General features: G+C 61.6%; 18 protein-coding genes. 10 read left to right on the top strand and 8 right to left on the bottom strand.

What is annotated here, in order from left to right; genetic code table 11:
* Positions 1-249: 249 nt before the first annotated feature.
* The 7 genes from glpE to HU749_RS27180 form a co-directional block, all read right to left on the bottom strand.
* A complete protein-coding gene (gene glpE / locus HU749_RS27210) occupies positions 250-579 on the bottom strand; it encodes a thiosulfate sulfurtransferase GlpE (RefSeq protein WP_014340515.1) in 330 nt (109 codons plus the stop codon).
* 33 nt (positions 580-612) lie between these two features.
* A complete protein-coding gene (locus HU749_RS27205; protein ID WP_046064554.1) occupies positions 613-1,488 on the bottom strand; it encodes a symmetrical bis(5'-nucleosyl)-tetraphosphatase in 876 nt (291 codons plus the stop codon).
* Positions 1,488-1,868 (bottom strand): Co2+/Mg2+ efflux facilitator ApaG/CorD, encoded by a 381-nt coding sequence (gene apaG / locus HU749_RS27200; protein WP_186652110.1) that lies wholly within the window; start codon positions 1,866-1,868, stop codon positions 1,488-1,490. Before apaG ends, HU749_RS27205 begins: the two co-directional genes overlap by 1 nt.
* Before the next feature lie 115 nt (positions 1,869-1,983).
* On the bottom strand, positions 1,984-2,802 hold the full coding sequence (gene rsmA, locus HU749_RS27195) for a 16S rRNA (adenine(1518)-N(6)/adenine(1519)-N(6))-dimethyltransferase RsmA (protein ID WP_014340513.1): 819 nt from the start codon (positions 2,800-2,802) through the stop codon (positions 1,984-1,986).
* Positions 2,799-3,788: a 4-hydroxythreonine-4-phosphate dehydrogenase PdxA gene (pdxA, locus tag HU749_RS27190; protein ID WP_186652108.1), complete on the bottom strand. Its 990-nt coding sequence runs from the start codon at positions 3,786-3,788 to the stop codon at positions 2,799-2,801. The genes rsmA and pdxA overlap by 4 nt, the downstream gene beginning before the upstream one ends.
* Positions 3,785-5,101: a peptidylprolyl isomerase SurA gene (gene surA / locus HU749_RS27185; RefSeq protein WP_013694355.1), complete on the bottom strand. Its 1,317-nt coding sequence runs from the start codon at positions 5,099-5,101 to the stop codon at positions 3,785-3,787. The genes pdxA and surA overlap by 4 nt, the downstream gene beginning before the upstream one ends.
* Positions 5,082-7,880, bottom strand: a complete 2,799-nt coding sequence (locus HU749_RS27180; protein ID WP_095962970.1) for an LPS-assembly protein LptD — start codon at positions 7,878-7,880, stop codon at positions 5,082-5,084. The genes surA and HU749_RS27180 overlap by 20 nt, the downstream gene beginning before the upstream one ends.
* 130 nt (positions 7,881-8,010) lie before the next feature.
* Between HU749_RS27180 and HU749_RS27175 the strand changes: the two genes are divergently transcribed.
* Genes HU749_RS27175 through HU749_RS27165 form a run of 3 tightly spaced genes read left to right on the top strand, consistent with a single transcriptional unit; the run spans position 8,011 to position 10,473 of the window.
* Entirely contained in the window at positions 8,011-9,036 is a 1,026-nt protein-coding gene (locus tag HU749_RS27175; protein WP_186652106.1) for an aminoglycoside phosphotransferase family protein, read from the top strand.
* Positions 9,033-9,704: an N-acetylmuramate alpha-1-phosphate uridylyltransferase MurU gene (murU, locus tag HU749_RS27170; RefSeq protein ID WP_046064561.1), complete on the top strand. Its 672-nt coding sequence runs from the start codon at positions 9,033-9,035 to the stop codon at positions 9,702-9,704. Before HU749_RS27175 ends, murU begins: the two co-directional genes overlap by 4 nt.
* A gap of 1 nt (position 9,705) precedes the next feature.
* A complete protein-coding gene (locus HU749_RS27165) occupies positions 9,706-10,473 on the top strand; it encodes a TerB family tellurite resistance protein (protein WP_041476175.1) in 768 nt (255 codons plus the stop codon).
* A gap of 65 nt (positions 10,474-10,538) precedes the next feature.
* Here the strand turns inward: HU749_RS27165 and HU749_RS27160 are convergent, their stop codons facing one another.
* The gene (locus tag HU749_RS27160) at positions 10,539-11,531 is read right to left on the bottom strand and encodes an alpha/beta hydrolase family protein (RefSeq protein ID WP_186652104.1); all 993 of its coding nucleotides are present in this window, start codon (positions 11,529-11,531) and stop codon (positions 10,539-10,541) included.
* Positions 11,532-11,605: 74 nt separating this feature from the next.
* On the opposite strand from HU749_RS27160, the gene HU749_RS27155 reads away from it, so the two are divergent.
* The 7 genes from HU749_RS27155 to HU749_RS27125 all read left to right on the top strand — a co-directional run bounded on the left by HU749_RS27155 (position 11,606) and on the right by HU749_RS27125 (position 20,890).
* Positions 11,606-14,002, top strand: a complete 2,397-nt coding sequence (locus HU749_RS27155; protein ID WP_186652102.1) for a PAS domain-containing sensor histidine kinase — start codon at positions 11,606-11,608, stop codon at positions 14,000-14,002.
* A gap of 123 nt (positions 14,003-14,125) precedes the next feature.
* Positions 14,126-14,755, top strand: a complete 630-nt coding sequence (locus HU749_RS27150; RefSeq protein ID WP_003206156.1) for a response regulator — start codon at positions 14,126-14,128, stop codon at positions 14,753-14,755.
* A gap of 254 nt (positions 14,756-15,009) precedes the next feature.
* On the top strand, positions 15,010-16,134 hold the full coding sequence (locus HU749_RS27145) for an ABC transporter ATP-binding protein (RefSeq protein WP_079302810.1): 1,125 nt from the start codon (positions 15,010-15,012) through the stop codon (positions 16,132-16,134).
* A 49-nt stretch (positions 16,135-16,183) separates the two neighbouring features.
* Positions 16,184-17,227 carry an ABC transporter substrate-binding protein gene (locus HU749_RS27140; protein ID WP_014340502.1) on the top strand — a complete coding sequence of 348 codons (1,044 nt, stop codon included), beginning with the start codon at positions 16,184-16,186 and terminating at the stop codon, positions 17,225-17,227.
* 226 nt (positions 17,228-17,453) lie between these two features.
* Entirely contained in the window at positions 17,454-18,701 is a 1,248-nt protein-coding gene (locus tag HU749_RS27135) for an ABC transporter permease (protein WP_018607201.1), read from the top strand.
* 13 nt (positions 18,702-18,714) lie between these two features.
* Positions 18,715-19,539 carry an ABC transporter permease gene (locus HU749_RS27130; RefSeq protein ID WP_018607199.1) on the top strand — a complete coding sequence of 275 codons (825 nt, stop codon included), beginning with the start codon at positions 18,715-18,717 and terminating at the stop codon, positions 19,537-19,539.
* A 202-nt stretch (positions 19,540-19,741) separates the two neighbouring features.
* Entirely contained in the window at positions 19,742-20,890 is a 1,149-nt protein-coding gene (locus HU749_RS27125; RefSeq protein WP_014340499.1) for an iron-containing alcohol dehydrogenase, read from the top strand.
* Positions 20,891-20,948: the final 58 nt, after the last annotated feature.

Genomic DNA, 20,948 nt, shown 5'->3' with positions numbered 1-20,948 from the left:
CTGGACAGCCGCTGGGAACCCAGTTGCCGTTTACCCCCCCAGAATGCTTCCAAGAATGCAGGCTCCTGAAAGCTGACTCCCGATGACCCGCGCGCCGGTGTACCGGCTCTCCCCTGTTTTGGATGGCCTGAGGCTAAGGATAGTTCGGAATCGCGGAGGTAAAGGTGGAATACGTAATTAGTTATGGCAGACCGTTCGTCCGCCATCGCTCAAGCCCACGGTTCACGCGGGCTTGGACGGCATAAAAAATTATTCGTGATTGTCTTGCGCTGTTTCTGACGGATAAGTCGCACGCCACAACTCGAAACCACCGTCCAGGCTGTAGACGTCGCTGAAGCCTTGGCTGATTAGATAAGCGGCTGCGCTCTGGCTGGAATTGCCGTGATAGCAGACCACGACCGTCGGTGCATCGAGATCGGCGGCACGGATGAAGTCGGCGATGGAATGGTTATCCAGATGCCTGGAACCGCTGATGTGCAAAGCCGCAAAAGTGGCTGGGTCGCGGACGTCGACAACGACCGCGCCTTGCTCGCGCAGGGCCTGGGCCTGTTCCGGGGGGATGCGTTTGAATTCGGTCATGAGGGACTCCTGTAGCCTGAAGCGCAACACCGGTCAGACGGCAGTGCCGGCCGGCAATGGTGCAGTGGTCGGGTGATGAGTTTTGGCGTGGCCCTGCTCATCGCAATCGCAACGCAGTTGCTCGCCGGTGTCGACGTTCATCAGCGTCATGGCGCTGCCCCACACGCAACCGGTATCAAGGGCGAAGACGCCGGGCTCGTCGCATTGACCTCCCAGTGCTGCCCAGTGCCCGAAAATGATCTTCAGGTTACGGGTCTTGCGCTCACCGTGCTTGAACCAGGGGGCATAGCCGGGCGGTGCGGTCTCGATGCCTTCCTTGCCCTTGAGGTCGAGCTTGCCGTCGCGGGTGCAGAAGCGCATGCGCGTGAAATAATTGGTGATGACGCGAAGGCGGGCGCTGCCGGTGAGGTTGTTGTCCCACTTGACCGGCTCGTTACCGTACATGCCGTCCAGGTAAGGGGCGAACAGATTGTCGTCGCGCAATGCCTGTTCGACTTCGCCGGCGCACTTGAGCGCCTTGCGCAGGGACCATTGGGGCGGGATGCCGGCATGGACCAGCGCCAGGTTGCGCGCCTCGTCGTAGTGCATGAGCTTTTGCTGGCGCAACCACTCCAGCAGTTCAACGCAATCGGGGGCTGCGAGTATTTCGTTCAGGGTATCGGATTTTTTCAGGCGTTCGATGTTCTGCCAGGCGGCCAGCAGATGCAGGTCGTGGTTACCGAGCACGCACACCAGCGACTGGCGGATGCCGTAGAGAAAACGCAGCGTCTCAAGGGACTGCGGGCCACGGTTGACTAGGTCGCCCACCAGCCACAGCGTATCTTTTTGCGGGTCGAAGGCGACGCGCTCCAACAGGCATTTGAGCGGGTCGAGGCAGCCTTGCAGGTCGCCGACCGCATACGTGGCCATTAGTGAAGAGCTCCGGGCACGGCCAGGCGAAAGGGCTTGATGACGGCGTCGAAGCGTTTGCCGTCCTCGGCCAGCATCTGGTAGGTGCCTTGCATGGTGCCGACCTTGGTCGTCATCACCGTGCCGCTGCTGTAGCTGTGGCTGTTGCCGACGTCGATCAACGGCTGCTGGCCGACCACGCCTTCGCCACGCACTTCTTCGACATGGCCATCGCCGTCGGTGATGATCCAGTGCCGCGACAGCAGCCTGGCCGGCAAGGAGCCGTTATTGCGCACGGTAATGCTGTAGGCGAAGGCGAAGCGGTCATGCTCGGGTTGCGACTGTTCTGCCAGAAAACGGGTGGTGACGCTGACGTCGACCTGATAACGAGGATCGGACATGCAAAAAGGCCTTAAAAACGAAGCGGGGCGCGGGCGCGACTCAGGAGATCAGTCTAGGCCAAGTATCGGGTAGTAGACCAGACTGGCGTACTGCCCGATAGCTATCGTCATCCGTTCAGTTGGCGTCGACTTGCGGGGCGACCTGTTCGCTGAGCTTGTCAGCCAGGCGCACGAAAGCGGCCAGGTCCAACTGCTCGGGGCGCAGGCTGCCATCGACGCCAGCGGCTTCGATTTCAGCGCTGCTGAGTAGCAGTTTCAAGGTGTTGCGCAGCGTCTTGCGGCGCTGGTTGAACGCTTCGCGCACCACCCGCTCCAGCAAACGATGATCCTTGGCCGGGTGCGGCAGGACGGCGTGGGGCACCAGGCGGACGATGGCCGAATCGACCTTCGGCGGTGGGTTGAATGCACCCGGGCCGACGTTGAACAGGTGTTCTACCCGGCAATGGTACTGGACCATGATCGACAAGCGACCCCAGTCACCACCGCCAGGGCCGGCGGCGAGGCGCTCGACCACTTCTTTTTGCAGCATGAAGTGCATGTCGCGGATCAGGCCGGCATTGCTCAGCAGGTGGAAGATCAGCGGCGTGGAGATGTTGTACGGCAGGTTTCCCACCACCCGCAGGCTGTTCGGCGCGGCGTTCAGGCTATTGAAGTCGAACTTCAGCGCGTCGCCCTGGTGCAGGCTGAAATTGCTCCTGCCGGCGAATTGCTGGTTGAGGATCGGGACCAGGTCCTTGTCCAGTTCCACCACGTCCAGTTGCGCGCCGCTGTCGAGCAGGCCCTCGGTCAGGGCGCCCTGGCCCGGGCCGATTTCCAGCAGGCGATCGTCGGGCTTGGCCCGGATGGAGCGCAGGATGCGATCGATCACGCCGGCGTCATGCAGGAAGTTCTGGCCGAAGCGCTTGCGCGCGCGGTGTTGGTATTGCTCGGTCATAAATGAGTCTCGGCCATCTGGTAGGCGGTTTCCAGCGCGACTTGCAGGCTGCCGGTATCGATCTTGCCGCTGCCGGCCAGGTCCAGGGCTGTGCCATGGTCCACGGAGGTGCGGATGATCGGCAGGCCCAATGTCACGTTGACCGCCGCGCCAAAGCCTTTGTACTTCAGCACGGGCAGGCCCTGGTCGTGGTACATCGCCAGCACTGCGTCGCAGTGCTCCAGATATTTTGGGGTAAACAGAGTGTCGGCAGGCAGCGGGCCACGCAGGTCCATGCCCTCGCTGCGCAAGCGCTCCAAGGTAGGTTCGATGATGTCGATTTCTTCACGGCCCAGGTGTCCGCCTTCACCGGCATGGGGATTGAGCCCACAGACCAGGATGCGTGGCTGGGCGATGCCGAATTTTTCCTGGAGGTCGGCGTACAGGATGCGCGTGACCCGTTCCAGGCGTTCCGGGGTGATGGCGTCGGCGATGTCGCGCAAGGGCAGGTGAGTGGTCACCAGGGCCACTCGCAGGCCACGGGTAGCGAGCATCATCACCACTTGCGCGGTGTGGGTCAGGTCCGCCAGGAATTCAGTGTGCCCGGAAAAGGCAATCCCGGACTCGTTGATCACACCTTTGTGCACCGGTGCGGTGATCATGCCTGCGAACGACCCATCCAGGCAGCCTTCGCCTGCGCGGGTCAGGGTTTGCAGGACGAACGCGGCGTTGGCCTTATCCAACTGCCCGGTGACGACCGGAGCACCCAGGGGGGTATCCCAGACATACAGGCTGTTGGCGGGCGCCGGGACGTCCGGCCAGGCCTGCGGTGTCACGGGTAACAGGTCGACGACCACCCCCAGCTGCGCGGCCCGCTCAAGGAGCAGGTCGCGACTGGTGATGACAATCAGGGGATGTGGCTGGGCTTGCGAGGCGAGCAGCAGGCACAGGTCGGGACCGATGCCGGCTGGTTCGCCGGGTGTCAGCGCGAAACGCTTGGGTTTCACTGCGCTGCCTGGTCTGCACCAGGAAGTTTGATTTCAACGTAGGCTTCGTCGCGAATCTGACGCAGCCAGGTTTGCAGCTCTTCGTCGTATTTGCGGTTGCGCAATACGGTCATCGCCTGCTGTTCGCGAGCCTGGGTGGTGCTGTCAGTGGCGCGGCGGCCAAGGACTTCCAGCACGTGCCAGCCATAAGGGCTCTTGAACGGCTTGGACAACTGGCCTTGCGGCGTGTCGGCCATGACCTGGCGGAATTCTGGAACCAGTGCATTGGGGTCAACCCAGTTCAGGTCGCCGCCGTTGAGGGCCGACCCCGGGTCTTCCGAGAAACTCTTCGCCAGTTCAGCAAAGTCTTCGCCCGCTTCGATGCGGTCGTAGAGTTTCTCAGCCAGGCGCTTGGTCTCGGCTTCGCTGCGAATCTCGCTTGGCTTGATCAGGATGTGGCGAACATGCACTTCGTCGCGGACCTGGGTTCCACCACCGCGCTTTTCCAGCACTTTCAGGATGATGAAGCCGCCTGGCGTACGCGCTGGCTGGGTGATGTCGCCCACGGCCATGGCGCTCAGTTCGCGGTCGAACGGAGGCGGCAGCTGAGCGGGCTTGCGCCAGCCCATGTCGCCGCCTTCCAGGGCGTTGTCGCTGCCCGACTTGGCAATGGCCATCTGGCCGAAATCAGCACCTTGCTTGAGCTGCTGGTAGACATCCATCGCCTGGCGATAAGCGCTCTGGATCGCTTCGGAGTTGGCGCTTTCCGGGGTCGGAATCAGAATGTTCGCCAAGTGCAGTTCTTCGGAAAGCTGCATCTTGCCCAGGTCGGAGGCGAGGAAGTTCTTCACTTCCTGCTCCGACACCTGGATGCGTTCGGCTACGCGGCGCTGACGCACACGGCTGATGACCATTTCGCGGCGGATCTGGTCGCGGGCGTCCTCGTAGGAGAGGCCGTCGCGAGCCAGGGCGGCACGGAATTGGTCGATGCTCATGTTATTGCGCTGGGCAATGGTGCCGACGGCCTGGTTCAGTTCTTCATCGGTGATGCGGATACCGGAACGTTCGCCGATCTGCAGTTGCAGGTTTTCGACGATCAGGCGTTCGAGCACTTGCTGGTCCAGCACACCTGGAGGCGGCTGGCCACCGCCGCGCTTGGCGATGGTTTGCTGCACTTCATGGACGCGCTGGTCCAACTGGCTCTGCATGACCACGTCGTTGTCGACAATGGCCACCACTTTATCGATGGACTGTACCGCGGCGTTGGCCGCGGTACCCAGGAACAGCGCGCCCAGCATCAGCGGGCGCAGACAATCAGAAAGCTTGGTCTTCACGTTCACGATAACCTTGGATGCCTTTGTCGAGGAAGCTCTCTACCTTGGCGCCGGTCAGGCCGCCGAGTCCCTTCAGAACAATTTGGAGGAAGATGCCGTGGTCGCCCTTTTCGTTTTCCGGGGCGGCTTGACTGAACTCTTCATAGTCGACCCAGTAGCGGTTGATCAGGCGCAGTTTCCAGCAGCAGTTGTCGTATTCGAAACCACCGAAGGCTTCCAGGGTACGGTTGCGGTTGTAGTCATACTGCCAGCGGCTGATGAGGTTCCACTGCGGCACGACTGGCCAGATGACCGAGAAATCGTGCTGCTGGATCTTGTAGTAGTCCTTCACGTAGCCCGGTGTGCCCGGAGTACCGTAGTCGCCCCCGCCCACGGACCATTGGCCAGTGGCCTGGTCGTAGCGAACCTGATCGTTGCGATAGCGATAACCGGCGTTGATGACCTTGTTCGGATTGTCTTCTGGCTGATAGTGGAACATCGCGCTGCCCGAACGGGGGCTGCGGGTGTCCGGGTCCCAGTTGTAGGTAGCCGTGGTGCGCCAGTCGCGGTTCCAGCGGAATTCGTAATCCAGTGCGTATGGGGATACGTCTGACTTGGCATCTTCACGCGTGTTGAAGTCGATGCCTGGCAGTTGAACTTTGCGGTCCTTGAAGTAAAAGGCCTGGCCGATGCTGACGCGCTGGCGCTCGAAACCGTTTTCCTGAATCCAGCGGCTGGTCACGCCCAGGGAAAGTTTGTTCTCGTCGCCGACACGGTCGGAGCCGGAGAAACGGTTGTCCCGGAACAGTGAGGAGTAGCTGAAGGTGGATTCGCCGGTGTCGAAAACCGGGATGTCGCTCTGATCTTTCTCTGGAACATAGAGGTAGAACAGGCGCGGCTCCAGGGTTTGACGGTAGTTGCTGCCAAACCACTGGGTGTCGCGATCGAAGTACAGGCCGCTGTCGATGCTGGCGATTGGAACGCCGCGGCTCTGGCTGCCACTATAAGTACCCCGTAGGCGATCTGTCTCGGCCGATTGTGCGGCGATTTGCGATTTGCCGGTGCCATCCAGGTCCAGATCGTACTGGGTGTACTTGTATTTAAGCGACGGCTTGATGAAGCCATAGCTTGCTTCCATCGGCAGGCTCACAACCGGTGCCAGGTTCAGGCGATTGCCGTTAGCCCGTGCCAGGCCGCGAACGTTGGTATCCAGCCACGGCTCGGTATTACCGTCCTCATCGGTATAGTTGCCAGTTCGCAAATCCCGATCAAACCGCACCAGCTCCGTCTTGTAAGCGAAGTCCAGGCCATATGGATGCTGAGGGAGCTCACCGTTGAACGTGATCTGAGGCAGACGGTTATAAGGCGTGATCTTCGAAATCGTCGCCATCTGGTAAGCCTGGGCATTCAAGCGGGCAACATAGTTGTCCCCCCGATAGCTGACGGCCCCTTGCTGGTTCACATAATCCCTGGACTCGACACCAATCTGATCAGTCTGCAAATCCTGGAAGTAGTAAGGATCGCTGATCTTGGTGTAATCGACTTCCGTCAGCACGCGCGAATCGAGCCCGCCCTTGTGCTGCCAGTTATACATGTAGCGGGTCTTGTCGTAGTCGCTCTGCCCGCTGCGCTCATCGTCCTCGTCGTTGAGGTACGCAGCACCGAACTGACCTTCGCTGGATTTGGTCAGGTAGCGGAACTCGCCTTCCATCAACAGGCCGCGCTTGGCCATGTAGCGCGGGTACAACGTGGCATCGTAGTTCGGCGCCAGGTTGAAGTAGTACGGGGTGACCAGCAGGAAACCGGTGTCGCTGCCACTGCCGATGGTCGGCGGCAGGAAGCCGGACTGGCGACGGTCGTCGATCGGGAAGTAGATGTACGGCGTGTACAGGACCGGGAAGTCCTTGACCCGCAGCGTCACGTTGGTCGCGGTACCGAAGCCGGTGGCCGGGTTCAGGGTGATGTTGTTGCCCTTGAGCGTCCAGGCGTTGCTGCCCGGTTCGCACGTGGTGTACGTACCGTCCTTGAGGCGGATGATCGCGTTCTCGGCACGCTTGGCGTACAGCGCGTTACCCCGGATGCGCGACTTGTGCATCACATATTCGGCGTTGTCGACCTTGGCTTCGCCGGTGTCCAGCTGTACATCGGCGTGGTCGCCGACGATCAGCGCACCGTTGTCGCGTACCCGCACGTTGCCGCTCAGCTCACCGCGATTCTCGGCCTGATACAGGCTGGCCTCGTCGGCCTCGACCTGCATGCTGCCTTGGCGCATGACCACGTCACCGGCCAGGGTCGCCACCTGTTCTTCCTGCTGATAGCGTGACGCCTTGGCGCCGAGGAAGGTGGGGGCGTCGCTCTTGGCCGTCTTGTCGTTCATGCCAGGACGGGTCGGCTCGATATAGGCACCCGAGCAGTAAGGCCCGGTTTCAGCCAATTGCGCCGGGGTGAGGTTCTCTCGTGGAACCCAATCCAGGTGACTGTAGTCTGCACTGCGCGACTTCAGGCCACGGCCCTTGGCTTCGGTAACGAGCATCGGCTTTTCGCCGGCTTCCTCGCCCGAGCTGCTGTCGGCCGCAGCTGCGCCGCTGTCGGAAACCGCGCTGCCGTCATGCACGGGACGCGGCGGCAACGCGGCGGCCGGTGTCTTGGGCGCACAGTCCCAGGCACCCGAAGCGGAGACAGAGCAGTCATACTGCTGCGCCGCGACTACGAATGAAGAGGCCAGGGGTTGCAGGGCCAGCAGACTGCCGGTGACCAGCAACGGAAATTTTTTACGAAACGCGGGGGATTTCAATGCCATCTTATTAGTCCGGGCTTCCTGCGTGCCATCTGCCCGCGGTGTGGGCCGCACGCCTCTCGATGGTCTGAAAAAGATGCTGGATAATAAAGCATGACCCGCTTGACGGCTAGCGCCGTCGGAGACCCTTGCAATGCCCGACCAAGATGTACGCTTGCAACACCTGAAAGTTTGGCTCGATGAACAACTGCCGATCCTTTTCACTCAACAAGGCTGGGGCTCCGTACCCCCGGCCACGTTGACCGCCGCCAGCAGTGACGCGAGTTTCCGGCGTTATTTCCGCTGGGAAGGCGAGGGTCGCAGTTTGATCGTAATGGATGCGCCACCGCCCCAGGAAAACTGCAAACCCTTCGTGGATATTGCTTTTTTGCTGGCGAAATCCGGCATTAACGTGCCAAAAATTTATGCCGAAGACCTCGAGCGCGGCTTTCTTTTGCTCAATGATCTGGGCAACCAGACCTATCTGGACGTGATCAACGGCGAAAATGCCGACGATTTATTCCGCGATGCCCTGCAAGCCTTGTTGGCTTTCCAGCAACTGCCGATGGTTGCGCCGTTGCCGAGCTACGATGTCGCGTTGCTGCGTCGGGAGTTGGAATTGTTCCCCGAGTGGTACGTCAAGCGCGAGCTGGGTATCGAATTGGATTCGGCCCAGCAGCAACTCTGGCAGCAGGCCAGCGAGCTGCTGATCGACAGTGCCCTGGCCCAGCCCACAGTACTGGTGCACCGCGACTACATGCCGCGCAACTTGATGCTCAGCGTGCCGAACCCCGGCGTGCTGGATTTTCAGGATGCGGTCTATGGTCCCGTCACCTACGACGTGACGTGCCTGTTCAAGGACGCCTTCCTCAGTTGGCCCGAAGCCCGTGTGCGCGGCTGGCTGGAGAATTACTGGCAGCAGGCCGGCGCCCTCGGCATTCCCGTCCAGCCGGATCTCGAGGACTTCCTGCGGGCCAGCGACTTGATGGGCGTGCAGCGCCATCTCAAGGTCATCGGGATCTTCGCGCGCATTTGCCATCGTGATGGCAAGCCACGCTACCTCGGCGATGTGCCGCGGTTCTTTGCTTATATAGAAGCGGTCATTGCCCGTCGCCCGGAACTGGCACCGCTCGATGAACTGCTGGGCAGCCTGCGGCAATCGGCCGGAGCAACGGCATGAAGGCGATGATCCTGGCGGCGGGCAAGGGCGAACGCATGCGGCCCTTGACCCTTACCACGCCAAAGCCGTTGATTCGCGTCGGTGGTGTTCCCTTGATCGAATACCACTTGCGGGCGCTGGCGCGGGCCGGGTTCACCGAGATCGTGATCAATCACGCCTGGCTCGGTCAGCAGATCGAAGATCACCTGGGGGACGGTTCACGGTTTGGCGTGAACATTCGGTTTTCCCCCGAAGGCGAGCCGCTGGAAACCGGTGGTGGAATCTTCCGGGCCTTGCCGCTGCTGGGCGATGAAGCGTTTGTGGTGGTGAACGGCGATATCTGGACCGACTACGATTTCAGCGTGTTGCGCAGGCCGCTAAAAGGGCTGGCGCACCTGGTGCTCGTCGATAATCCCGAGCATCACCCAGGCGGCGATTTCGTCCTGGTCGACGGAAAGGTTCACGATAGGCTCGCGCCTGCCGACAACCTGACCTATAGCGGCATTGCCGTCCTGCACCCGCGGTTGTTCGACGGTTGCTCGGACGGTGCGTTCAAGCTCGCACCGCTGTTGCGCGCGGCCATGGCCGAGGGGCGCGTCAGTGGCGAGCACCTCAAAGGGCATTGGGTCGATGTCGGCACCCATGAACGTTTGGCGCAGGTCGAAACCTTGATAGAAGCGAGCGGTTGATATGTGGTGGCCAGGGACTCTGATTGGAGCCGGGGCGGGCTTTGCCATAGCCAGCATCCCGGGGGCCATGCTTGGGGCGTTGTTGGGACAGGCGCTGGATCGGCGCCTGAACCTGCAGGGCTGGGCGCAGGTACGTGAGCGCCTGGGTGGACGCCCGGCGTTGCGCAACGATGAGTTGTTGTTTGTATTGCTCGGGCGGCTGGCGAAAAGTGATGGGCGTGTGGTCGATGGCCATATCCAGCAGGCTCGCCAGGAGATGCGTGCGCTGGACTTGAGCGAGTCGGCGCAGCGCCGGGCGATCGCGGCGTTCAACCGGGGCAAGTCCGGAAACGATCGCTTGCGCGGTTACATGCGTCGCCTGGCCGTCCAGCCCCATGCGGCTGAAGGGGTATTGCGCGCGTGTTGGCGGATGGTCTGGGCCGATGGGCGTGCCGGTGTCGCCGAGCGAGAACTGGTGACTCAGTGGGGGCGGTGGCTGGGCTGGACGCCGCAACAGGTCCAGGCGCTGGCGTCCGATTACGAGCCGCAGAAACTGTCGCGGCCCAACAGTGGCGTGACCTACCAGGAAGCAATGCGCTTGCTGGGGGTTTCGGCCACCAGCGAACCGTCGCAGATCAAGCGCGCTTATCGTCGCCTGCTCAGCCGTCATCACCCGGACAAGATTGCCGGCAGCGGGGCAACGCCCTTGCAGGTGCGTGAAGCCACCGACAAAACCCGAGAGCTGCATAACGCCTATCGCTTGATTCGCGAGCGGCGGGATTTTCGTTAGCTTTTGTGGCAAGGGGGTAAATCCCCTTGCCACTGCAGTGCTTCACTTGAGGTGTGAGCCGGCCCTTACTCCCCCACCTTCTGCGGATTCAACCAACCCCTAACCCGACGAAACAATTGCTCCTGCTCCGCCGCCTGGTTCGGCAGTGCCTTGAGCGATACCTGGCTGAAGGTCGAGCCTTTCAAGCGTTTGCTCGCCTGCAAGCGCTCCAGCGCTGCGTTGCGATCCAGCGGCTTGTCCATGTAGAAAATGTCGGCGGTCGCCAGTTTCAAGGTCGGGGTCAGTTCGGCCAGGGCGGGCTTGGCGGTAACCGGGGGCTGGGCGGCCACCATCACGAAGCGTTCGACTTGCGAGGGCTGCCTCTCACTCAAGTAACGCGCTGCCCAATAGGCGCCGGTGCCATGGCCCAGCAGCACGATGCGGCGTGCGCTTTGCTGTTCGGCGTAGGCCAGCGCGGCATCGATACGGGCGAAGATGCGCTCGGCGTCGGCCTTGGCGTGTTCTTCATCGGTTTGGGCTACGACTGGATCTGCCGCATCGGCTTCGCCACCTGCGACCTGTTCGATCGGTGCCGCCGTGGTGGCGTCCGGTGCTGCGGCAGCGGTGTCGGCCGGCTTGGTCTCGGGCGGCGCTTCTACCACGCGCGGTGCAATGACGTCGCTTTGCAGGTCCGGCAGGGTGATACTCAGGCTGCTCCATTCGACATCGGGCAACTTTTTACGCAATGGGCCGACGACTTGAGGCCAGTCAGCTGTTTCGCCGGCGCCAGGGATTATGATGACGGCACCTTTGGGGTCGCTGGTGTTGGCCGGTTTCCACAGCGCCAGGAAGGTATCGCTGCCAGTCTGCAACTGTTGCTGTTCCTGGACCGGGACTTTTCGTTCAAGTGCGCTCGCTTCTTCCTGGCTACGCTCGAGCAAAGGCTGGCGCTCGATGGGTTTTTCTTCGGCAGGTTGCTCGGCGGCGGGGGCCGTTTCGCTGGCCAGTACAGAAAAGGCACTTGGCAGGATCAGCGACAGGCACAATGCTGGCAACGCCAGGCGATAAACAGAGGGCATCGGATATTCCATGACCAGAAGTATTTCCGGCAGCCTAATGGGTTGGTCAGTATTTGTCAGTGCATGAGACTTCGATGATGCGTTTTTGCTGCCTGTGGGTTATCGGCTGTTTATGGCTTCCCTTGATGGCGTGGGCCGCGCCCGCGCCGTCGGTGCACGGGGTGCAATTGAATGCAGGGCAGCGCCAATGGCTGGTGCAACATCCGCAATGGCGGGTTGGCCTGGTGTTGCAGGCGCCCTATGCGCAATACGACCGGCGCTTGCAGCGGTTGTCCGGCACCAACGTTGAGTTGATGCAATGGCTGGGCAAGGCGTTGAACGTCGAGCTGACCTGGCGCAATTTCCAGGACGTGGCACAACTGGAAGCCGCGGTGCGTGCCGGGGAGGTGGACATTGCTCCAGGCCTGACCCAATCCCCGGGCGGGCTCAAGCTCTGGCAGTTTTCCGATCCCTATATGCGCGTGCCGCAATTGATCGTCGGCGCGCAGAAGGGGGCCGAAGGGGTGGAGTTGGAAAAACTCGACACCCAGGCCCGGGTCGCGGTGCGCATGCCCAGCGCCATAGCCGATTATTTGCGCAGCAACTACCCGACGCTGAATCTGCAAGGTGTGCCGATGGAGCGCGAGGCCCTGCAATTATTGCTGACCCAGCAGGCCCGATACGCGGTGGTCGACGAGGCACAACTCGGGCGGCTGATGGTCGAGCCCGAATTCGCTGAGCTGGCGGTAGTGGGCGACATTGGCCTGCCGCAGTTGCTGAGGGTTGCCACGCGCCGGGACTGGCCGGAACTGGCCGAGATCATCGACAGCGGTTTGCAGGCGATCCCGGCCAAGGATCTGGAGCAACTGCACAGCCGTTGGCTCAAGCCAAAATACCCACGCCTGACCGAGACCCCGGGCTTCTGGCAGAACCTGACCTTGTTGATTCTGGTCCTGCTGCTCAGCAACGTTGCCATCGTGTTCTGGCAGCGCCGCCAGCAACGCGCACTGGAGCGCCGTCTGCGAGCCGCGAGGGAGGACATCGTCCAGCGCGCAGCCAGCGAAGAAGCCCTGCGCCTGACGCAGTTTTCCATCGATCAAAGCACGGTCGGCATTCTCTGGGTCAATTGGGACAGCCACGTGCGTTATGCCAACCGAGCGGCCGAAACTATGCTCGGCTACGCCTCGGGCGCAATCATCGATCGCCCTTTGATCGACTTCGAGCCGGGTTTGCACATGGATCGCTGGCTGAACCTATGGAAGCGCGCCCGGGCCAGTGACGACGGGCCGCAGAGTTTCGAGACCGAATGCGTGCGAGCCGATGGCAGCATCCTGCCGGCTGACGTTTCCCTGAGCTTCCTGCGTTTTCGCGACGCCGAATACCTGGTGGTCTACCTCAACGACGTGACCGAACGCCGACGTGCGCTGGCGGCGTTGCGCGAAAGCGAAGCGCGGTTGCAAGGCATCGCCGCCAATGTGCCAGGCCTGGTCTTTCGCCTGGAGCGGGCGCCGGTGACCGGCCAGATCGACTTTGCCTACATCAGCGAGGGCAGCGAAAGCCTGGTGGGTTATTCCCCCGCGACCCTGGCCCGCAGCGACACCGGGCTGCGCAGCCTGGTGCACCCGCAGGACAAGGCCGATTACCACCGGACCCAGGACCAGGCGCTGGACACTGACAGTGATTGGTCATGGCAGGGCCGCATCCTGACCCGCGAAGGCCAGGAGCGTTGGGCCGAGATCAAGGCGATCACCCGTCGTCTGGAAGATGGCGCCTACGTTTGGGACGGAATCGTCTGGGACATCACCGAAAGCAAGCGCATCGAGCTGGAACTGGCCAGCTCCCGGGAGCAGTTGCGCGAGTTGTCGGCGCACCTGGAAAGCGTGCGCGAAGAGGAGAAGGCGCGCATCGCCCGGGAGGTTCACGATGAGCTGGGTCAGATGCTGACGGTGCTGAAGCTTGAAACGTCCATGTGTGAATTGGCCTACGCGCAACTTGATCCGGGCCTGCATGAGCGGCTTAACAGCATGAAGCGCTTGATTGCCCAGTTGTTCCAACTGGTGCGGGACGTGGCGACGGCCTTGCGCCCGCCGATCCTGGATGCGGGCATTGCCTCGGCCATCGAATGGCAGGCCCGGCGTTTCGAGGCGCGTACGCAGATCCCATGCCTGGTGCAGGTGCCGGACAACCTGCCGGCCCTGAGCGACGCCAAGGCCATTGGCCTGTTCCGGATTCTCCAGGAAGCGCTGACCAATGTGATGCGCCATGCCCAGGCGCATACTGTAGAGCTGACGCTGGTTCAGGACGACGACGAATTGTGTCTGACGGTCAGCGACGACGGTGTAGGATTTATTGCCGATACGGGGCGGCCAACCTCCTTTGGCCTGGTCGGCATGCGTGAGCGGGTGTTGATCATGGGCGGGCAGTTGTCCCTGGAGAGTGAGCCGGGGGAGGGGACGACCCTGTCGGTGCGGGTGCCGTTGCATGAGGTCTGATGGGGTGGGTTGTCTGGGCGGGCCCAATCGCGAGCAAGCTCGCTCCCACATTGATTGAGATGTACACATACACACTGTGGGAGCGAGCTTGCTCGCGATGAGATCCTGAATCTGGAGAACAACGTGATCCGTGTACTGGTAGCCGAAGACCACACCATCGTCCGCGAAGGCATCAAGCAGTTGATCGGCCTGGCCAAGGATCTGGTGGTGGTGGGGGAGGCGAGCAATGGCGAACAGTTGCTCGAAACCTTACGGCATGTGCCCTGCGAAGTGGTGCTGCTGGATATTTCCATGCCGGGCGTCAACGGCCTGGAGGCGATCCCACGGATCCGGGCGCTGAACAATCCGCCGGCCATCCTGGTGCTGTCGATGCATGACGAGGCGCAAATGGCCGCCCGTGCCCTGAAGGTCGGCGCCGCCGGCTACGCGACCAAGGACAGCGACCCGGCCTTGCTGCTCATGGCGATTCGCAAGGTCGCGGCCGGCGGGCGCTACATCGACCCGGACCTGGCCGACCGCATGGTCTTTGAAGTCGGCCTGACCGACACGCGACCGCTGCACTCGCTGCTGTCCGAGCGTGAATTCTCAGTCTTCGAACGCCTGGCCCAGGGCGCCAACGTCAACGACATCGCCCAGCAACTGGCCCTGAGCAGCAAGACCATCAGCACCCACAAGGCGCGGCTGATGCAGAAGCTCAACATCACCTCATTGGCGGAACTGGTGAAATATGCGATGGAGCACAAGTTGCTCTGAGCTTCACCACTCCCACAGGTTTTGTGTCGGCATATCCATTTGCGACACGCCCCAACAGCGCTTTTGCCCCTGCTTGCGGCGTGCCGCTGCCAACTGCCCGCTGTTCTTATCCAATCCCGCCATCCCTGTAGGGCAATCCCTACCCCGACTCTTCCATCCGGCTGAGGTGATTCTCTCCTGCGTCCCGATTTGCGCGGGCCCCAGGCTCCACTAGGCTTGACTCACAAGCAGTCATCAATACAAAAGGTGCGGGTATGAGCCAGGTCGATTCAAGCGCGGGGGCCAGTGATGTACTGGTCAGCTTTCGTGGTGTGCAAAAGAGCTACGACGGCGAGAACCTGATCGTCAAAGACCTCAACCTGGATATTCGCAAAGGCGAATTCCTGACCCTGCTCGGGCCTTCCGGCTCCGGCAAGACCACCAGCCTGATGATGCTCGCCGGGTTTGAGACCCCAACCGCTGGTGAGATCCTGCTGGCCGGGCGCTCGATCAACAATGTGCCACCGCACAAGCGCGACATCGGCATGGTGTTCCAGAACTACGCCTTGTTCCCGCACATGACCGTTGCCGAGAACCTGGCGTTCCCGCTGACCGTGCGAGGTTTGAACAAGAGCGACGTGAGTGATCGGGTCAAGCGCGTCTTGAGCATGGTCCAGCTGGACAGCTTCGCCCAACGCTACCCGGCGCAATTGTCCGGCGGCCAGCAACAGCGGGTAGCCCTGGCCCGGGCGCTGGTGTTCGAGCCACAGCTGGTGCTGATGGACGAACCTCTCGGTGCGCTGGACAAGCAGCTTCGCGAGCACATGCAGATGGAAATCAAACACCTGCACCAGCGCCTTGGCGTGACCGTGGTCTATGTGACCCATGACCAGGGCGAAGCCTTGACCATGTCCGACCGCGTGGCGGTGTTCCATCAGGGCGAGATCCAGCAGATCGCCCCACCGCGCACCCTGTATGAAGAGCCGAAAAACACTTTCGTCGCCAACTTCATTGGCGAGAACAACCGTCTCAACGGTCGTCTGCACAGTCAAACCGGCGAGCGCTGCCTGGTGGAGCTGGGGCGCGGCGAGAAGGTCGAGGCACTGGCGGTGAACGTCGGCCAGCCCGGCGAGCCGGTGACCCTGTCGATCCGCCCGGAGCGGGTGAGTCTCAACGGCGCAAGCGAACAATGTGTCAACCGCTTCTCAGGGAGGGTGGCGGAATTCATCTATCTGGGCGACCACGTCCGGGTTCGCCTGGAAGTCTGCGGCAAGAACGACTTCTTTGTGAAACAACCGATTGCCGAGCTCGATCCCGGGCTCGCCGTCGGGGACGTGGTTCCGCTTGGCTGGCAAGTCGAGCATGTGCGTGCGCTCGATCCCCTTCTAGAGGCGAATTGATCGCCCCCTGCTGTACCAACACCAACCCTGCACGTGGAGAGAACAATAAATGTTGAGATCCCTGAAGTTCACAGCCCTGACACTGGGCATGATGGGTGCGGCAAGCGCGATGGCGGCGGGCCCGGACCTGACCGTGGTGTCTTTCGGCGGGGCGAACAAGGCGGCTCAGGTCAAAGCCTTCTACGCACCGTGGGAAGCGGCCGGCAACGGCAAGATCGTGGCTGGCGAGTACAACGGCGAAATGGCCAAGGTCAAGGCCATGGTTGATACCAAGAGCGTTTCCTGGGATTTGGTAGAGGTCGAGTCCCCGGAGTTGTCCCGTGGTTGTGACGAAGACATGTTCGAACAACTCGATCCGGCCCTGTTCGGCAAGGCCGAAGACTACGTCAAGGGCGCCATCCAGCCTTGCGGCGTGGGCTTCTTCGTGTGGTCGACCGTGTTGGCCTACAACGCCGACAAACTGAAGACCGCGCCGACCAGTTGGGCAGACTTCTGGGACACCAAGCAATTCCCGGGCAAACGCGGCCTGCGCAAGGGCGCCAAGTACACCCTGGAATTCGCCTTGATGGCCGACGGCGTAGCGCCGAAAGACGTCTACAAAGTGCTGGCTGGCAAAGACGGCCAGGACCGTGCGTTCAAGAAGCTCGATGAGCTCAAGCCGAACATCCAGTGGTGGGAAGCCGGTGCCCAGCCGCCGCAGTACCTGGCTTCCGGTGACGTGGTCATGAGCTCGGCCTACAACGGCCGGATCGCCGCGGTACAGAAAGAAAGCAACCTGAAGGTTGTGTGGAACGGCGGCATCTACGACTTTGACGCTTGGGCCATCCCACGTGGCCTGGACAAGACCCGCGCCGAAGCTGCGAAGAAATTCATCGCTTTCTCGGTGGCGCCGCAGCAGCAGAAGACCTACTCGGAAAACATCGCCTACGGCCCGGCCAATACCCAGGCAGTACCGTTGCTGGCCAAGGATGTCTTGACCAACATGCCGACCACCCCGGAAAACATCGCCAACCAGGTGCAGATCGACGTCAGCTTCTGGGCTGACAACGGCGAGCAACTGGAACAGCGCTTCAACTCCTGGGCTGCGAAGTAACCAAAGCGCCCTGAATGAACGGGCTTTTGTGGCGAGGGAGCTTGCTCCCGCTTGAGTGCGCAGCACTCACAAAATTGGCGTTGCCGACAAAATTTTGGGGCCGCTTCGCAGCCCAGCGCGAGCAAGCTCGCTCGCCACAATGACTCGTTCCCACAGGTTGCGGTTTCAAAAGAACAGAGGCGGCCCGCCGCCCCTGTAACGATCAAAGAGATTTGCGGAGTTCGCCATGGCCATCGCCGTTCCACTGAACGCGGGCACCAGCCCCACCCTCAAGCAGCGGCTCAAGCACGCCGAGCGGATCAACCGCTGGAAGGCCCAGGCCTTGATCGCGCCGCTGGTGCTGTTTCTGTTGCTGGTGTTCCTGGTGCCGATCGTGGCGCTGCTGTTCAAAAGCGTCAGCAACCCGGAAGTTGTGGGCGCCATGCCGCGCACTGTCGCCGCCGTCGCTGCATGGGACGGACGCGGTTTGCCGGGCGAGCCAGTGTACAAGGCTGCCAGTGAAGACTTGGCCGAAGCCCGCAAGAATCAGACCTTGGGCGACTTGTCCAAGCGTCTGAACATGGAACTGGCCGGCTATCGCAGCTTGCTGACCAAGACCGCTCGGGCGTTGCCGTTTGCCACCGAGCCGGCTTCCTATAAAGAAGCCTTGGAAAACCTCGATGAGCGTTGGGGCGACCCCGCGTACTGGCAGGTGATCCGCCGCAACACCAGCGACGTTACCCCGTATTACTTGCTGGCGGCCGTCGATCACCGCATCGATGACCTCGGTGAACTGGCCCCCGCCACCCCTGACCAGGCTATTTACCTGGATATCTTCACCCGCACGTTCTGGATGGGCTTGGTGATCACCGCGATTTGCCTGGTGTTGGCCTATCCGTTGGCCTACCTGTTGGCGAATCTGCCGTCGCGCCAAAGCAACCTGTTGATGATCCTGGTGCTGCTGCCGTTCTGGACCTCGATCCTGGTGCGAGTCGCCGCATGGATCGTGCTGTTGCAGTCGGGCGGCTTGATCAACAGCGCCCTGATGGCCATGGGCGTTATCGATAAGCCTCTGGAACTGGTGTTCAACCGCACCGGTGTGTACATCTCCATGGTCCACATCCTGCTGCCATTCATGATCCTGCCGATCTACAGCGTGATGAAAGGTATCTCGCCTACTTACATGCGGGCGGCGATTTCCCTGGGCTGCCACCCGTTCGCCAGTTTCTGGCGGGTGTACTTCCCACAGACCTATGCCGGTGTCGGTGCCGGTTGCCTGTTGGTGTTCATCCTTGCCATCGGCTACTACATCACGCCGGCGCTGCTGGGCAGCCCGAACGATCAGATGGTCAGCTACTTCGTCGCGTTCTACACCAACACCAGCATTAACTGGGGCATGGCCACGGCGCTCGGCGGGCTGCTGTTGCTGGCGACCATCGTGCTTTATCTGATTTACAGCTGGTTGGTGGGCGCCAGTCGCCTGCGCCTGAGCTAAGGGGAGATCGAAAATGGTGAGTCCTTACATGTCCCCCATTGAGCGGGTGTGGTTCTACAGTCTGCGCATACTCTGCGGGTTGATCCTGTTGTTCCTGATCCTGCCGGTGCTGGTGATCATTCCGCTGTCGTTCAACTCCGGCAGTTTCCTGGTGTACCCGCTGCAAGGCTTCTCGCTGCAGTGGTATCACGATTTCTTCGCCTCGGCCGAATGGATGCGGGCGCTGAAAAACAGCATTATCGTGGCCCCGGCAGCGACGTTGCTGGCGATGATCTTCGGCACGCTCGCGGCCATCGGCCTGACTCGTGGTGACTTCCCAGGCAAGGCACTGGTGATGGCCCTGGTGATTTCGCCCATGGTGGTGCCAGTGGTAATCATCGGCGTGGCCAGCTACCTGTTTTTCGCACCGTTGGGGATGGGCAACAGCTTCTTCTCGCTGATCGTGGTCCACGCCGTGCTGGGTGTACCGTTCGTCATCATCACGGTCTCGGCGACCCTGCAGGGGTTCAACCACAATCTGGTTCGGGCCGCCGCCAGCCTTGGGGCTTCGCCACTGACGGCGTTTCGTCGGGTGACCCTGCCGTTGATCGCCCCGGGCGTGATCTCTGGCGCACTGTTCGCCTTCGCGACGTCGTTCGATGAGGTGGTGGTGACCCTGTTCCTGGCCGGCCCCGAGCAGGCAACCCTGCCACGGCAGATGTTCAGCGGCATCCGCGAAAACCTCAGCCCCACCATCGCGGCGGCGGCGACCCTGCTGATTGCCTTCTCGGTGATCCTGTTGCTGACCCTGGAGTGGTTGCGTGGGCGTAGCGAGAAGCTGCGTACTACCCAAGTCTGACGAATGTGGGAGCGAGCTTGCTCGCGATAGCGGTGATACATTCAAAGCAGATGTTGAATGCTGATCCGCTATCGCGAGCAAGCTCGCTCCCACAGGAGCCTCATTCACAGGTTCCTTATCGCATTCATGCGCTGAATGGCAGACAACCCTCAATACCGAGCTATCCTTGTGCCAGCCCATACTCGAATAAGAGGCCGCGCACATGAGTCTTTCCTCATTCAAGATCGCCCATAAACTGATCACCGGTGCCGCTGCCATCGAGCAACTGGCGGCTGAGCTGACCCGGCTGGACGTCGACAACCCACTGATAGTGACCGATGCGGCGTTGGTCAAGTCCGGCACCGTGGAACTGGCCCTGCAACATCTGGGCGGACGGGACTACGAGATTTTCGACCGGGTCATGCCGGACCCGGAAATCGCCATTGTCGAAGACTGCATGCAAGCCTACCGCGACGGTGGTCATGATGGCTTGATCGGCCTGGGTGGCGGCAGTGCCATCGACATCGCCAAGTGCGTGGGGGTCTATGCCGGGTACCACGGCGAGCTGCAGGATATGTTCGGTGTCGATCAGGTGCCGCGCAAAGGCCCGCCCATGATTGCCATCCCGACCACGGCCGGTACTGGTTCGGAAGTCACCAATGTGGCGATCCTCTCCGACAAGGCCGCGCAGCTGAAAAAAGGCATCGTCAGCGATTATCTGTTGCCGGACGTGGCGTTGGTCAGCCCGCAGATGACCCTCACGTGTCCGCGCAGCGTCACGGCTGCCAGTGGCGTCGATGCGCTGGTGCACGCCATCGAGGCCTACCTGTCGCTCAATGCTTCGCCGATCACCGATGCCCTGGCCATCGGCGCAATCAAGCTGATCACCCGCGCGCTGCCCAAGGCCTATGCCAACCCGGCTCACCTGCAAGCCCGTGAAGACATGGCCACGGCCAGCCTGATGGCCGGCATGGCATTCGGTAATGCCGGAGTCGGGGCGGTGCATGCGCTGGCCTATCCGTTGGGCGGGCGCTTTCACGTGTCCCATGGCGTCGCCAACGCCTTGCTGCTGCCGTACGTCATGGCCTGGAACAAGATGGCCTGTGTCGAGCGCATGCGTGACATCGCCGAGGCCATGGGCCTCAAGACCGCGCACCTGAGTGATCTTGAAGCGGCCGACGAAGCCGTGGAGGCCATGGTTGCGTTGTGCGCCGCCGTGGAAATACCCAACGGACTCAGCAGCCTGGGCGTGACCGATGACGTGATTCCCTCCATGGCGGTGGAAGCGGCGGGAATAGAACGGCTAATGCGCAACAATCCACGCCAATTGAGCGCCGCCGATATCGAGAAGATCTACCGCGCGGCGTATTGATCGATTGTCACGGTGGGCGCGCCAAATCTTGAGGTATACAATGCGCGCCATCGTGATT

The sequence above is a fragment of the Pseudomonas ogarae genome (assembly GCF_014268695.2).
Taxonomy (GTDB): Bacteria; Pseudomonadota; Gammaproteobacteria; order Pseudomonadales; family Pseudomonadaceae; genus Aquipseudomonas; species Aquipseudomonas kilonensis.
This window is presented reverse-complemented; position numbering and strand designations above follow the sequence as displayed.

Coding starts and splice junctions, on each gene's coding strand:
- glpE (WP_014340515.1), bottom strand. CDS start 579: ATGACCGAATTCAAACGCATCCCCCCGGAACAGGCCCAGGCCCTGCGC.
- HU749_RS27205 (WP_046064554.1), bottom strand. CDS start 1,488: ATGGCCACGTATGCGGTCGGCGACCTGCAAGGCTGCCTCGACCCGCTC.
- apaG (WP_186652110.1), bottom strand. CDS start 1,868: ATGTCCGATCCTCGTTATCAGGTCGACGTCAGCGTCACCACCCGTTTT.
- rsmA (WP_014340513.1), bottom strand. CDS start 2,802: ATGACCGAGCAATACCAACACCGCGCGCGCAAGCGCTTCGGCCAGAAC.
- HU749_RS27180 (WP_095962970.1), bottom strand. CDS start 7,880: ATGGCATTGAAATCCCCCGCGTTTCGTAAAAAATTTCCGTTGCTGGTC.
- HU749_RS27175 (WP_186652106.1), top strand. CDS start 8,011: ATGCCCGACCAAGATGTACGCTTGCAACACCTGAAAGTTTGGCTCGAT.
- murU (WP_046064561.1), top strand. CDS start 9,033: ATGAAGGCGATGATCCTGGCGGCGGGCAAGGGCGAACGCATGCGGCCC.
- HU749_RS27165 (WP_041476175.1), top strand. CDS start 9,706: ATGTGGTGGCCAGGGACTCTGATTGGAGCCGGGGCGGGCTTTGCCATA.
- HU749_RS27160 (WP_186652104.1), bottom strand. CDS start 11,531: ATGCCCTCTGTTTATCGCCTGGCGTTGCCAGCATTGTGCCTGTCGCTG.
- HU749_RS27155 (WP_186652102.1), top strand. CDS start 11,606: ATGATGCGTTTTTGCTGCCTGTGGGTTATCGGCTGTTTATGGCTTCCC.
- HU749_RS27145 (WP_079302810.1), top strand. CDS start 15,010: ATGAGCCAGGTCGATTCAAGCGCGGGGGCCAGTGATGTACTGGTCAGC.
- HU749_RS27140 (WP_014340502.1), top strand. CDS start 16,184: ATGTTGAGATCCCTGAAGTTCACAGCCCTGACACTGGGCATGATGGGT.
- HU749_RS27135 (WP_018607201.1), top strand. CDS start 17,454: ATGGCCATCGCCGTTCCACTGAACGCGGGCACCAGCCCCACCCTCAAG.
- HU749_RS27130 (WP_018607199.1), top strand. CDS start 18,715: ATGGTGAGTCCTTACATGTCCCCCATTGAGCGGGTGTGGTTCTACAGT.
- HU749_RS27125 (WP_014340499.1), top strand. CDS start 19,742: ATGAGTCTTTCCTCATTCAAGATCGCCCATAAACTGATCACCGGTGCC.